We start from the raw sequence: 13,968 nt of genomic DNA, 5'->3' as shown, positions 1-13,968 counted from the left end.
TCATAACTAAAAATACGTATCTTGGCGGATTCCTATTTCATGATATTAGGATTAAACTAAGACAACACTAGAATTACGATGGTTAATACCAGCTTAACACCGGGACAATTTCCGGATCCGGCGAACCCTATCGTTCTTGAGAGGTGCCATGAGAATCCTGCTGAGCATTCCTTTGCGCGACGGCATGTACACCAAGTTCCCCGATGAACTGCTGTCGATTGCCGCCGTTTTGGAAAAGGGCGGTCACAAAGTAATGCTGCACGACGCCAATCTGGGTGACCGGACTGCGGAGTCGTTCGCTGATTTTAATCCCGACCTGGTGGGTTTCTCCGTTTCCACGGGGTGTATCGCGGACTCGATCAAGAAAGCCCTGGAGTTCAAAAAGGTATATCCCAACATCAAAACAGTGTGGGGCTTCCGACACCCGTCGGCCCTGCCGGAACAGACACTTCAGGAAGAATACGTCGATTACGTCGTTATCGGCGCCGGGGAATACACCCTGCTTGAACTGGCGGCCTATCTTGAAAAAGGCGAAGGCCAGGTGTCGAAAATTAAAGGTCTGGCCTGGAAGAACGGCCGAGATATCGTTATTAATGAACCCCGCCCCTTTCTTGAAGCTCTGGATGAGCTTCCCGACCCGGCCTGGCACCTCGTCGATCCTAAAAAATACTGGGATGTCTCCATCATTACCTCGCGCGGCTGCCCGTATACCTGCACCTTCTGCGCCGACGCCAGCTTCTACAAAGGCAACGTCGCTGACCTTTCCGCTGAGCGCATCGCCGCCCAATCGGAACGGATACATAAAGAATTCGGCGTTAACTATCTGATGTATACCGGCGATAACTTCGGTATCAACCGGGAACGGCTCCACAAGTTCTGCCGGATCATGATAGGCAAGAAACTCAAACTCAAGTGGAACTGCCAGATCTCAGGCACGATTGATGAGGAGACAGCCAAATTGATGGCCAGGGCGGGCTGCACCGCCGTTATCCTCGGCGCCGAGAGCGGCAGCCAGAAGATCCTTGACCTACTGACCAAGGGCAACGTTCAGGAATTTGAGAAGACCTTCTGGAATCTGGTCCGCCAGCGGATTATCCCGACGCTCTTCATTCAATACGGCTTCCCGACGGAAACGGCCGCGGATTTTCAGGAGACTCTCGATTTCATAAAACGGCTGGACAACCCGCCGTATCTGTTCATGAAGTTCGTGCCCTATCCTAAGACGGTGCTATTTGACCGCTGCGTGGCAGAAAAACTGGTCAGCGTCCCTGACAGGCTTGCAGGCTGGTCCACTTTCCAGCTTCATCATGCCACCGCTGCCAACCTGTCGCAGGTCCCGGTCAAGATGATGGATGACGCCCTGGCCAGTTTCCGCGCCACATTTGCCACCCGACGCTTCCGTTTCATGCTGCGGCATAACCCGGCCTATTTCATTACGGCGATACGGGAACCAGGGCAATTTTTCGGCTCGCTTTCCTATCTTATAAAGAACTACCTGAACGCTCTGTTCGACTCCGCCAACGGCCGCGAATCCTGGCTGGTCAAATTCCAGCGGGTCATCGGCCGTAATCCGGAAAAAAAACGATCATCACGAAACTGGCTCCTAAAGAGACCTGAATCTCCGGTGGTAATGACCGCCGGGACGGGATAAAAGGAATAACGATCAAAGGAGGGCACTGTAGACACAATGTGTAACTATCTTGGGGCGGAACTGGTGAGCGTTGACGCCACCAAACCGCACCGCCGCGGCAAGCCGGCGCTGTTGGCTACGGGCATCGCCGGGCTGGCCATGCTGGTCGCCCTGACCGGCTGTGACGGTTTCACCGTCGACCTGGGCTCGGGCGCCACCGGGGGGAAACTTGGCGGCAACGATACGCCCATTGTCGAGGAAATCACCTGGGTGGATGTCACCGACGCCGAACTAATAGCCAATTGGCAGCAGTATGTGGGTCAGGAAGTCTTCGTCCGCCGGACGGTAGTAACGGCTAAAATCGCCTCGCCGTATGTGGCGCTGGCTGAAAAGATCAAGGTCGAACTGGCTAACGGCGATGAATTCTTCCAGTACCTGGCGGTGACCGATACGGTTGAAGCCAGAGGTATCGTCACCGGGCTGGATGAAAGCGGCATGGTGGTCATTGAAAACGCCCACATGAACGTGACCTTCAGCTGCTACCCGCGGCTGCATTCGGCCAACATCGGCGACCCGGTAGCTACCGGCGCCAACGGCCTAGAAGGCACCGGCGTCGGCCTGGGCAATACTGATTAACCGCTGCGTGTTTCTAAGGAGGTGATTGTCTAGAAGAGAACAGATTCAAGTTCAAACATGGGATCCAAAGTCGCAAACAAGTCGCAAAAACAAAGTCGCAAAAAAGAATCAAGGAGAAAATAGTGTCGAACAAGTTTCACAGTACCGTCAGCCGCAGAGAGTTCATGAAAGTCATGGCGATGGTGACCGGCGGTGTCGGCGCCATGGCGGCCGTCAATCCGGCTTTCCATGATGTCGATGAGCTCATTTCCGCCGGCGCTGTCATGCAGAAGCGCCCCTGGTGGGTCAAGGAGCGCGAAGCCCACAACCCGACCACCGAAGTTGACTGGGATGTCATTAAACGCCCCAACCCGACGAACACCGGGCAGCAGACCGAGATGTGGGCTTACTATCACGGGCAGGCCCGTGCCGATGCCGCCTCCGCTAAGGGCGCCGAGTACGCCAAAGCCAAGATCGCGGCTCAAGCTCCCGGTTACACCTACCGCGGCCAGGCCCTGAAGACCGCGGTGACCACCTCCTGGTCCGCTTACGTCAGCAAGTCCTGGGCCGGCGCTTCCACCAACGGCACCTGGACCAAGGGCGGCGGCGCCACCTACAAGGGTGTTGCCACCCCCGCCGACCGCGGCGAGCCCAAGTGGAACGGCACCCCGGAAGAGAACAGCCACATGCTGAACGCCTACCAGAAGTACGTCGGCGCCGCCATCTCCGGCTACGGCGAATTCTCTTCGCTGGACCGCGAGAAACTGCTGTGCACTAACGTTAAGCACAACGCCGCCAAGAAGTTCATCATTGACGATACCGCCGATACCGCCTACGAAAACTCCACCGCTCTGGCGGTACCGGCCAAGAATCAGATGTATCACCTGGTTCACTGGGAGCACATGTCCCACGAAATGTCCCGCGCCGCACCGGCCATGGGCGGCCGCTTCAACGGCTCGGACTTCGTGGCCACCGCGCTCAAACCCTCGGTCTACAACTTCCTGCGCTACATGGGCTACCAGATGATCGGCGACGGCGGAGACTCCAACTATCCGTTCATTGAAGCCGCTGTGGCCAACCTCACCGGCGTGGCTGAATCCTCCCGCAACAACGTTTACAGCCTGACCCCTGAACTGGGCCCCATCGGCCGCATTCACTCCTACATCACCGATATGCCGGTAGCCGCGACCCATCCCATCGATGCCGGCATGTTCAAGTTCTGCGCCGACTGCGGCAAGTGCGCCCGCGCCTGCCCGGCCGAGTGCATCTCGCTGGCCAAAGAGCCGACCTGGGAGATCCCGGACATCAACGGCAAGCCCAACCTGATGCACAACAGGGGCACCAAAGAGTTCTGGTCTGACGGCGCCGCCTGCCGCATGGTCCGCACCGAGCTTGACGGCTGCAATGTCTGCTGGGGCAACTGCACCTTCACCACCAACAAGGGCGCCATGGTGCACGAACTCATCCGAGGCACCATATCCAATATACAGATTGGCCCGCTCAACAACTTCTTCTTCCGCATGGGCGAGGTATTCGAATATGGTGCCGGTACCCATGAGGGTGGTTCCCCCAAGGCTGAGGAATGGTGGGATCGCTCCTTCCCGGTCTTCGGCATGGACTCCACCGTCACCTCATTCGACGGCGGCTACAAGAAATAAGCTTTTCCAAGCTGGAGCATCCAGCCCGGAAAACAAGAATAGAGGCGGGCGCGAGCCCGCCTCTATTCTTCAAACGGAGTTCACTTGGAAGGTAATCTTTCCCTAACGTAAACTAAGCATGATGGCGGATTGACCGCCGGACGTTTATATTACATAATGTTAGTGCAGAGTCTTTAATGAGTTAGTATCGGCAGCGTAAAAACGGTTATCCAATGAGCAAATTCCATTCAAACATCTCAAGGCGTGATTTCATGAAAGGTCTCGGCCTGACCGGAGCCGGCATGTCGCTGGCCGCGGCCGGCGGTCCGCTGTTTCATGACCTGGATGAACTCGCCGCTGGGGCAGACACCCACCATTACCGCAAGTGGTGGCAGAAAGAGCGGGATTTCGAAGACCTGACCACGCCGATCGATTGGGATATGTTCAGGCCGTATGATACCCGTAAGCTATACATGCTGCCGCTTTCGCTGGTGAAAAGGCAGGCTGATGAACGCAACGCCCGGCATGTCCGGGACGTTGCCGACAATACTCCCGGTGGCACGCTCCGGGACATCGCCCTGGACGAGGCCACTTATGACAACTTTAATATGCAGCATCTCGGCTGGCAGGGCAACATCCGCACCGCGTCTCCGGCCGACCGCGGTCTGCCGGCCTGGCAGGGGGCTCCTGAAGACAATCTGCAGATGATGAGAGCCGCGGCTCATTTTTACGGCGCACCCCGGGTCGGGGCTATCGAGGTGAATGAGCATACGAAGCGCCTGTTCGACCTCGGCACGACCATCTGGGAAGATATCCCGGCTGCTTATATCGATGCAGCCGGTGTGTACCATATTCCCAGCCGCTGCCGCTGGATTCTCACCTGGCTTACCAAGCAGAATTATCCCCAGTCATTGTATGCCTTGAGAACGGATGATACTGGACCTGACCGCAATAAAACCTTCGAACTCGGTCAGGCTTCTCGCAACGCCTCTTATTCGCATGCTCCTCAGATACGCTGGAATGTCACCGGTTTTCTGCACGGTCTCGGGTACCTGGCGCTGCAGCCGGAAGTCCGGGCCAATGTGCCTTTCGGTTTGTTCTCCGGACTGGCGGAGCAGGGGCGTACCGCTTACTGCTGCTCGCCGGATTACGGCCTGTCCATCCGTTACGTTGATTGGGCGATAACCGATCTACCGCTTCAGCCGACCCGGCCGATTGATGCCGGGGTGACTGAATTCTGCAAGTCCTGCAAGCGTTGCGCCGAGATATGCCCGCCGGGCGCCCTGTCGCTGGACGATGACACCTCGTGGGAAGTTGCCGGGCAATGGAACCGCGGCGGCTTTAAAGGCTTCCACCAGCACTGGCAGAAGTGTGCCGAGTGGGGCGGGCCGCATGACTGTTCTAACTGCCAGATGACCTGCCCCTTCAACCATCCTCCGGATGCCTCTATTCATAACATGGTCAGAGCGGCCTCGGCCGTGACGCCGGCGCTGAATGGTTTCTTTGCCGGTATGGACCGCGCGTTCGGCTACGGGCGGCAGAAAAGTGATGCGGAACGTGAAGACTGGTGGCAGCGTGATCTTTCCAAATGGCCTTATGACGAGCTGAAAGGGTTTGGGGTCAAAGACTGGTGATGAAGCAGTTCAGTACCAAAAATAATTTGCTGCCGCTGGTAATACCGGCCGCGGCATTGATGATCCTGGCGTTTCTCCCTTCCAATAATTCCGGCGCCGGTGATACTACAGATATTGATCGATCCAGTGACCTTACCGGCTCCTTTACCATTAGCGGTGACCCGCTGGTGGCGCCGTTGTCCCGGGTTTGGGCGGCCGAATTCATGAAGCTGCATCCCGGGGTGGTTATAACGGTCGTTGAGGATGCGTTCTCCGGTATTGACGCTTTGTCCCGCGGCGCTGCGATATACCAGTCAATGCCGCGGCTGGGACCGGCCGATGCCGAAACGGCGCCCGGGATAGAAACAAATCGCATCCGAATTGCTTCGGACGCGTTATCTGTCATCCGCTGGCCGTGGAATCCGGTGGAACTGATGACGCTGGAGCAGGTATCCGGCATTTACAGCGGCCGGATCGTCAACTGGAAAGAACTTGGCGGGCCGGACGAACCAATAGCCGTTTACGCCATGCCGCCTGGCACCCCGGCTTATGATTTCTTTAAGGCGAAGGTATTGCGGCTGTACGGTTTGCCTTCTGCGGATGAAACCATCGAGTTCGGGTCAAATGTAATCTTCGTCAGGTCGGCCGAAGAAGGCAACGACCTGGTGGCCGAAAACCCGTTCGCCGTCTTTTTCACGCCGGTCAACATCGTCACCCAGGAAGTGACGCCGACCTGGATCGCCCACACCGCCGGTGAAGAGCCCTCAAAAGCCTGTTTGGAAACCACTTCGGCCGGAATCTTCCCCATCTACCGCCCCCTGTATTACTATACGGACGGCCAGCCGGGTGGCATAGTGCAGGAATTCATTGATTTCTGCCTGTCCGAGCCGGGGCAGGACATGGTTATGCTCGGCGGGTATCTGAGACTATTTTTCCCCAACCTGGACCAGTAAAATCCCCATCCAATCTAACAAGGTGTCAAAGCTCCAGCCCTTTGATTATAATCCTGCCTGGGGCGAAACCGATGATAATCAAAAACGGCGAAGAACTGGGTTTGTCTCCTCTGCGGCGGCTTGCTATTGACTTGATTGAAGCCGGCATCCAGAGCGTTCAGCCGGACCGGGTCATCCCTTCAGTGCTCAGTTTCAATCCATCAAGCCGGACGCTCGATATTCCCGGCCACCGATTCCAGATCCCTTGCCGGCTATTTATTGTCGGCGGCGGTAAAGCTTCCGGCGCTTTGGCAGTCTCTCTGGAAAAAATTATCGCTCCTGATCATATTTGCGCGGGTCTGGTTGCCGGCAAAGGCGGTAACTACCAGACCCGTCGCGTTGAAGTCGTCAATACCGGGCATCCGATACCCGATGAACGCAGCGTTCAGGCTGCTGAACGTATTCTAGGCTTCAAGAACATGTTCGACATCACCGGCGAAGATCTGGTGGTTTGCCTGATTTCAGGCGGCGGTTCGGCTTTGCTGTCCAGCCCAGCTTCAGGAATAAGCCTGTCTGATAAACAACAAGCTGTCGATATTCTGATAAAGTCCGGGGCGAACATCACTGAAATCAATGTCGTGAGAAAGCACCTGTCAAAAATCAAAGGCGGCAACCTGGGGCGGCATTTTTCCCCCGCCCAAGTGATATCGCTGATAATTTCCGACGTTTCAGGCAACGATCCGTCCGTCATCGCCTCCGGTTTGACGGCGGCGGATACGTCCACTTTCGATGATGCTCTGGGCGTAATCTACCGGTATAAATTGGCTGCGCGGTTACCGCCGAAGGTGATGAACCACCTCATGAAGGGTAGGGATGGAAGTGTGCCAGATACTCCCAAATCCCTTCCTAATTGCCATAATTTTACAATTGCCGATAATCAGCTGGCTCTGACGGCGATGCAGACCCGCGCTAAAGATCTTGGGCGCCGTGTTTGGATTTCGCCTTCATATATTTCCGGGGAAACTGCCTCCGCCGCTTGCCTGGCCGCGGCCGATATTATTGGTGGCAAGTATAATGAGTTTGATACCGTCATTTTCGGCGGCGAAACAGCCCCCGTGGTACCGTCAACTGCCGGTGCCGGCGGCCGGAACCAGCACTACGCCCTAGTCGCCCTCCAGGAATTGAGAACCATGCCCGGGGAGTGGCTGGTGGCATCTGTCGGCACCGACGATTCTGACTTCATACCGGATGTCGCCGGTGCCATGGCTGATCGCGCCACGCTGGAGAAGGCAAATCGCCTCGGGCTCAATCTAACGGAATTCACCGATAACTTTGATAGTAATTCCGCATTTAAGAGCATCGGGAATTCGTTGGTGGTGACAGGTGATACCGGGACCAATGTCGGCGACTTTGTTTTGTACCTGCTCGAGAATAGTACCAAAGTTTAATTACCGCGTTATTTTCAAAAAAACCTGTTATTCCCCGTACTATTGGTGTATCATTAGGTCATGCTTCAAGGCAAATGCCCAAACTGCGGTTATGAATGCGTCGGCTGGGGACTTCAGTTCCCGCGCCATCAGTCGTGCGCCCGCTGCGGCACCGGCCTCCAAATCACCCGGGATGGCAAACCGCTGGGTACCGGATATTCCCCGTTCACCGCGGAAAAAGAATCCGTGCCCGGCCCCTCGACCACACCCACCAAAGAATCCCGAATATAAATACTATCTATAAGTCGTATTGGGGATTGTTCATTTTACTAAAGCGCTGATAGCCTTGAATTGCGGTGCTTTTGCTGTCTGAAGCAGTTCAAACAGCGCCATTTCAACCCCGCTCACTTTGACGCCCTCCCGTTCAAGTCTCCGCAGCGCCAGCTCGCGGTTTTGGGCTGAGCGCGAGGAAACGCAATCACTAACGAGATGCACCTCGTACCCCCCAGACAGTAGATCGAGAGAAGTCTGATAAACACAGATATGGGCTTCAATACCGCAAACCAGTATTTGGTTACGCTTCGAGGTCCTGATCTGGTTTATTATTTCGGTTTCACCGCAGCAGCTGAAGCTGAACTTCACTGGTGCCCCCGCGCTAGAGATGAGTTCTGTTATTTCTGACAGTGTTTTACCGAGGCCGGCTGGGTTCTGTTCGGTGAAAATAATCGGTACGTTGAGAATATTGATTCCTTTAACGAGTTTCAAAAGATTTGAGAGTAGGATCTCCCTTTCATGGATGACCGAAAACAGTTTTTCCTGCACATCTATAATTAGCAGCAGCGAATTTTCTAATTTAAGCACGCTTTTCCCCTGAATTTGTATTCATTTCATGTTACCCGAAACCACGGGTTCTGGTAAATACCTCACCTGGAACTTGTCGCCCACCGACCAATACCGGCAAAGTTACTTTACGTAAAAAAATATTCATTTCTCTTGCCCTGAGACAAAGCAGATATTCAATGCCTGCAGAGGTGAAAAGTATGGGTATATGGGCGAAATGATGGTGAGTACAATATAATATACAACAAAGAATAGAAAAGAAGGATAAAAAACGGTAATAAAGAAAATATCTCTTGATAATGACCTTGCAATTAGGTACTAGTACCATGTATGATATCCGCATTCCAGTTTGCAGAGGGTTATGAACCTTCAAAGGTCGACAAATTGGGATATTCCAGCCAGAAATGGCATCTCACCTCTCTCGAACTTGAGAAAACTTTGACCCATAATCCAGTAATAAAAACCGAAAGGTGGGGAAGGATGTACAAAAGAATTTTGGTTCCGCTCGACGGATCCAAGACCGCTGAAGGCGTGCTGCCTCATGCAAAAGCGCTTGCTTATGCCGAAGGAGCTGAAATCGCCTTACTGAATGTTGCGGCAAATCCCGCTCAAGAGTTTGCCTTCGAGGACCCGGCAATCGCCGGCTACACCGTCGCCGAGGGCGAAAAAAGCGCCAACAAATACATGACCAAAGTCTGCGATGAACTCAAAGCCGCCGGGTTTAAGGTTACCTGTCATCTGCGGGAAGGCGGACCCGCCACCACCATTCTTAAAATGGCTGAAGAACTCAAAGCCGATGTCATCGCCATGTCAACTCATGGGCGCGGTTGGCCGGCTAGCTGGCTGATCGGCAGCGTGGCTGAACGCGTGGTCCGTCATTCCAAGATCCCGGTGATGATGATCCGGGCGAGTGAATAATCATGAATACCCGGCACCAATCAGTTTTGAATTAGGAGAAGGGAGGTTTCATGGCAAGCATAGTTGATACCGCTAAAAACGGCGCTCAAAGCTTGAAGAAAGTCATCTTTGCCTCGTCCTCAGGTACCATGATCGAATGGTACGACTTTTACATTTTCGGCTCGTTGGCCACTACTATCTCCGGCAAGTTCTATCACACCGGCACCGAAGTCGGCGACATCATCGCCTGGCTCGCTACTTTCGCCATCGGTTTCATCGTCCGCCCGTTCGGCGCTGTGTTCTTCGGACGTATCGGAGACCTGATCGGCCGGAAATTTACCTTCCTCGTCACCATGTCCATAATGGGTTTGGCGACCTTCGCTGTCGGCCTGCTGCCAACGCGTGAAACCCTTGGCGATTTTGCCGGCATCATTCTTATCACACTTCGTATTCTGCAAGGCCTGGCTCTCGGTGGCGAATATGGCGGCGCCGCGACCTATATCGCTGAACACACTCCGCCCGGCAAGCGCGGCTTTTACACCAGCTTCATTCAGACCACGGCTACACTGGGTCTGTTCTTATCCCTGGGTGTCATTCTGTCTACCCGCCTTATCGTCGGCACCGAAGCTTTTGGCGAATGGGGCTGGCGCGTACCGTTCCTGGTCTCCATCTTCCTTATCGCTTTATCCATCTGGATCCGGTTGTCCCTGAGGGAATCCCCGCTGTTTCAGAAACTCAAGGATACCAAGACCGTTTCCAAGAACCCCTTGAAAGAAAGCTTTGCCAATCCGTATAACCTGAAATGGGTTGCTCTGGCGTTGTTCGGTGCTACCATGGGTCAGGGTGTCGTTTGGTACACCGGCCAGTTTTACGCGCTGTTCTACCTTCAGAAAATCTTCGGAGTGACGCTGGTGGACTCCAACGTTATAATTGGCGTCGCGTTGTTGTTTGCTACCCCGTTCTTCATTTTCTTCGGGTGGCTGTCCGACAAGATCGGCCGTAAGAAGATCATGATGGCAGGTATGTTCCTGGCGGTTGTGACTTACTATCCGATCTATGGTGCGATGGCTGCCTTTGCTCCAACCGACCCCGGCCAGCATTTCATGTTCGACTACATTGGTTACAATATGCCTGCTCTGATGGCTTTGATATTCATTCAGGTCATTTACGTGACGATGGTTTACGGACCTATCGCTGCCTTCCTGGTAGAGTTATTCCCGACTAAAATCCGCTATACCTCGATGTCGCTGCCTTACCATATCGGCAACGGCGTTTTCGGCGGACTGGTACCGATTTTCGGTCTGGCCTTGATCAACTCCACCGGCAACAACTTCGCCGGCCTCTGGTGGCCGATGGGCGTGGCTTCGATCTGCTTTGTCGTCGGCATGCTGTTCGTTAAAGAGACCAAGGATGTTGACATCACCGATGCTTCAACCTCGATCTCCATGATGGGTCAGGTAGCCGGCGAAAAAGCTAAAGCAGCTCTTGGTGGTTCACCGGTAAAAGAATAACCTGGATTCAGTTTCAGCTTTTAAAAGCGTGGGGTAGCAATGCCCCACGCTTTTATTATTGCCTCAACCCGTGGTCTTGGATATGATAGTGCCAGTTAACTGTTTCTAGAAAAGATGCGGTGCCGCAAATGAAAGGACGTCTTTACGATGTCAACCTTACTAGGCAGGATACTAATTCAAATCCGCATGCTCGTCTACTTGCTGCGATTGCTTTTCGGCGGTTACAAAGAGGGAAATAGCCGTTTTTCGTATCATCGGCGTTCGGCTGCTATGCCACTCACCTTCATGATGGTTTTCATCGCCCCGGCGGGTGTTTTTCTGACTGCTCTTATATTGCCATGGCCAATTCTGACCTGGGTTCTGGCTGTTATCCTCGGATATGCCCTAGTATATACCGCCGGGCTTTATTCTTCGATGATAGCTTTGCCCCACGAGTTGACCCAGGATCGTCTCATCCTCAGATATGGCGCTATTGCCTCCGGAGAGATACCCTGCAGCTTTATCAAATCGGCTGCCATCAGCCGAGAATGGTTAGGCCAAACCGGCGACGGGTTGAAATTTGGATTAGCTGAGAATACTGCCTGTTTCAGTATCGGCAGCGCCACCAGTATGAAACTTGAACTGAGTCAACCAGTGGAAATGACCCTGTGGGGCCAGACCACGCAGAGGGTGACATTCATTTACTTCCACGCCGACGAACCCGATCGCATGATCGCCGAAATCAATAAGAGGTGCCCGGTGGCGGAAAGTTCTGTCGCTGGTTTTTAATACACTCCCGGCATCCGATAGGATTGACGATCCCGTCCAAAGCCCGTTCGGCTATTGTTAAGGACGTTCGAAACCTCTGGCAATAGTGTGCCGGATCGGATATCTGGAGGGCGGAGGCGTTAGCTGCTTATAACTCGTCCTGGTGAATGCGCTGCAGAGCCAGGAACAGAAACAGGCCGGTAAAGACCAGTGAGATCAGCACTGTGACTATCCACGGGCCGTTTTCATCGGTGCCGCCGGTGACCGTGGCCCCGAGTTGGAGTAAGTTTCCCGGCAATAAATAAGGCAACCAGTCGGCCAGATCGGACAGCGGCAGGGACAGGAATATTTGACCCATGACCAGAGCTACCGGAATGCCCATCACCGGCATGCGGCTCTCAAACATCGTGCCGAGCATCAAGGTCATTGACAGGTAAAACAGGACCGCCAGCGAAAGAAGCAGCATGCCGCCGATAAATGGACCAGCCGGCACAAAAGATTTGGTCGCCAGTGAGAGTTGCGCGTAGGCGACAATCCCTTGAATCACCACCGCAGAGGTAAGAAATCCGGAGGAAATGGCCAGGAATTTAGCCATGACGAATCCGGTGCGGGAAGCTGGTTTAGACAGGACCCAGGCCGCGGTGCCGGAGTTTTTCTCGCCGATGATTGAACCAGAGGCGATCACTGCGGCGCCCATGGGAACGAGTACTCCGGAAACATACATGAAAATGGTAATGGTGAACGGCCCCGGGTCCATCTGAATGAACATTGCCAGGACGAAATTAAGCAGCACCAGCCAGGCTAAAGTCTGAATGGAGAATGCCCTGGGATTCCATACCCGTTCCAGTTCGCGTTTGAACATATTCGGGAAACCAACCTGCCAGCCCTTGGCTTTGACCGGAATCAAGTCAGCGGCGTCATGAAAAACGGTAATCTCAGCCAACTTTTTCCCCCTCCACCAGGTTCATGAATACTTCTTCCAGTTGGTGTTTTCTGCGGCCGAAGTCAACAACAAAGATACCTTCAGCGGCCAGCGCTATCCGCAGCAGATTGCCTTCGGCTAATTCGATGCTTTTAACGGCGATTTCCCAATCCACGTGTCCGCTGTGGGCTTTCCGGGAGATACTTTCGACCCATGGCTGCGACATCAGCGAATCGTGAAGTCCAGCGACGTCTCCCCGTGTGATCATCGAATATGTCGAATTCTTCCCTGCCAGAAGCCTGTCGATACCCGACTGGGTGACCAGTTCCCCTTTGTTGATGATGATGACTTCGTCACTTACTCTTTGAACATCGGACAGGATGTGGGTCGAATATAAGATCGTTGTTTTTTCGCGCAATTGAAGCAGCAGCTCCAACACGTCTCTCCGGCCCATCGGATCAAGCGAGGCTGCCGGTTCGTCGAGGATAAGTAGGTCCGGGGCGTGGATATAGGCCTGGGCAATTCCCAGCCGCTGGCGTTCGCCGACCGAAAAACCTTTTATTGGGCGGTCGGCGACACGGGTCAATCCCACTATATCCAGTGTCTCGTTTATCCGTTTCTCGACCAATTCAACAGGACCCTGATAAAAGAAGCGGCAGACAAAACGCAGCGTCTGGCGGGCGGACATATACTCGTAGAAACGTGGGTCCTGGGCAAGGTAGCCGACTCGCTTTCTGATGTCGAGACTATCCTTGCTGATGTCCATGCCGAAAACCGTGGCACTGCCGGAGGTAGGTTTTTGCAGACCCAGAAGGAGCTTGATGGTGGTGGTCTTGCCGGCGCCGTTGGGACCCAGGAAGCCGATGATGGCATTTTCACGGACAGTAATGTTCAGGTTATTAACCGCCGTGACTTTTTCGTCGAATATTTTGGTCAGCCCGTCGGTGGTGACGACTACTGCTTCAGGCATATAACTGTTCTCCGGCGGTAATTAATGACCGGTGAAAGAATGGATTTACTCTAAAGTGAACACGCTTAATTGTCAAGATGGTAACAATCGTAAGACAACCGTGATGTAAAAATATTTCACTTTTTCATCATAATTGGATAATATAACATCGGATTCCGGTTGGCTGACTTTATTTACTTGGGTGTATAATAACCCAAGTTTTCATTGTCTACAGCGCCGGCAAGCTT

13 protein-coding genes are annotated in these 13,968 nt (G+C 53.9%); 10 read left to right on the top strand and 3 right to left on the bottom strand.

Features of this window, described 5'->3' with window-relative positions; all coding sequences use genetic code 11:
* Window positions 1-148 precede the first annotated feature (148 nt).
* The 7 genes from DEALK_RS08085 (at window position 149) to DEALK_RS08055 (ending at window position 8,145) form a co-directional block, all read left to right on the top strand.
* Window positions 149-1,651, top strand: coding sequence for a B12-binding domain-containing radical SAM protein (locus tag DEALK_RS08085; protein WP_058439723.1), 1,503 nt, complete (start codon window positions 149-151; stop codon window positions 1,649-1,651).
* Between the two features lie 36 nt (window positions 1,652-1,687).
* Window positions 1,688-2,266: a hypothetical protein gene (locus DEALK_RS08080; RefSeq protein WP_058439722.1), complete on the top strand. Its 579-nt coding sequence runs from the start codon at window positions 1,688-1,690 to the stop codon at window positions 2,264-2,266.
* Between the two features lie 122 nt (window positions 2,267-2,388).
* Window positions 2,389-3,903: a reductive dehalogenase gene (locus DEALK_RS08075; RefSeq protein ID WP_058439721.1), complete on the top strand. Its 1,515-nt coding sequence runs from the start codon at window positions 2,389-2,391 to the stop codon at window positions 3,901-3,903.
* A 212-nt stretch (window positions 3,904-4,115) separates the two neighbouring features.
* Entirely contained in the window at window positions 4,116-5,516 is a 1,401-nt protein-coding gene (locus DEALK_RS08070; RefSeq protein ID WP_058439720.1) for a reductive dehalogenase, read from the top strand.
* A complete protein-coding gene (locus DEALK_RS08065) occupies window positions 5,516-6,448 on the top strand; it encodes a substrate-binding domain-containing protein (RefSeq protein ID WP_058439719.1) in 933 nt (310 codons plus the stop codon). The genes DEALK_RS08070 and DEALK_RS08065 overlap by 1 nt, the downstream gene beginning before the upstream one ends.
* A gap of 71 nt (window positions 6,449-6,519) precedes the next feature.
* Entirely contained in the window at window positions 6,520-7,875 is a 1,356-nt protein-coding gene (locus DEALK_RS08060; RefSeq protein WP_058439718.1) for a glycerate kinase type-2 family protein, read from the top strand.
* Window positions 7,876-7,935: 60 nt separating this feature from the next.
* Window positions 7,936-8,145: a hypothetical protein gene (locus DEALK_RS08055; protein WP_058439717.1), complete on the top strand. Its 210-nt coding sequence runs from the start codon at window positions 7,936-7,938 to the stop codon at window positions 8,143-8,145.
* Window positions 8,146-8,175: 30 nt separating this feature from the next.
* Here DEALK_RS08055 and DEALK_RS08050 read toward each other — a convergent pair whose 3' ends face one another.
* On the bottom strand, window positions 8,176-8,715 hold the full coding sequence (locus tag DEALK_RS08050) for a hydrolase (protein ID WP_058439716.1): 540 nt from the start codon (window positions 8,713-8,715) through the stop codon (window positions 8,176-8,178).
* A 459-nt stretch (window positions 8,716-9,174) separates the two neighbouring features.
* Between DEALK_RS08050 and DEALK_RS08045 the strand changes: the two genes are divergently transcribed.
* The 3 genes from DEALK_RS08045 (at window position 9,175) to DEALK_RS08035 (ending at window position 11,870) form a co-directional block, all read left to right on the top strand.
* Entirely contained in the window at window positions 9,175-9,612 is a 438-nt protein-coding gene (locus DEALK_RS08045) for a universal stress protein (protein WP_058439715.1), read from the top strand.
* 50 nt (window positions 9,613-9,662) lie between these two features.
* On the top strand, window positions 9,663-11,102 hold the full coding sequence (locus DEALK_RS08040) for an MFS transporter (RefSeq protein ID WP_058439714.1): 1,440 nt from the start codon (window positions 9,663-9,665) through the stop codon (window positions 11,100-11,102).
* A 147-nt stretch (window positions 11,103-11,249) separates the two neighbouring features.
* Window positions 11,250-11,870, top strand: coding sequence for a hypothetical protein (locus tag DEALK_RS08035; RefSeq protein WP_144437095.1), 621 nt, complete (start codon window positions 11,250-11,252; stop codon window positions 11,868-11,870).
* A gap of 127 nt (window positions 11,871-11,997) precedes the next feature.
* Here DEALK_RS08035 and DEALK_RS08030 read toward each other — a convergent pair whose 3' ends face one another.
* A complete protein-coding gene (locus DEALK_RS08030) occupies window positions 11,998-12,792 on the bottom strand; it encodes an ABC transporter permease (protein ID WP_058439712.1) in 795 nt (264 codons plus the stop codon).
* Window positions 12,785-13,741 (bottom strand): ABC transporter ATP-binding protein, encoded by a 957-nt coding sequence (locus DEALK_RS08025; RefSeq protein WP_058439711.1) that lies wholly within the window; start codon window positions 13,739-13,741, stop codon window positions 12,785-12,787. The genes DEALK_RS08030 and DEALK_RS08025 overlap by 8 nt, the downstream gene beginning before the upstream one ends.
* Window positions 13,742-13,968 lie beyond the last annotated feature (227 nt).

It is taken from the genome of Dehalogenimonas alkenigignens (assembly GCF_001466665.1).
Classification (GTDB): Bacteria; Chloroflexota; Dehalococcoidia; order Dehalococcoidales; family Dehalococcoidaceae; genus Dehalogenimonas; species Dehalogenimonas alkenigignens.
This window is presented reverse-complemented; position numbering and strand designations above follow the sequence as displayed.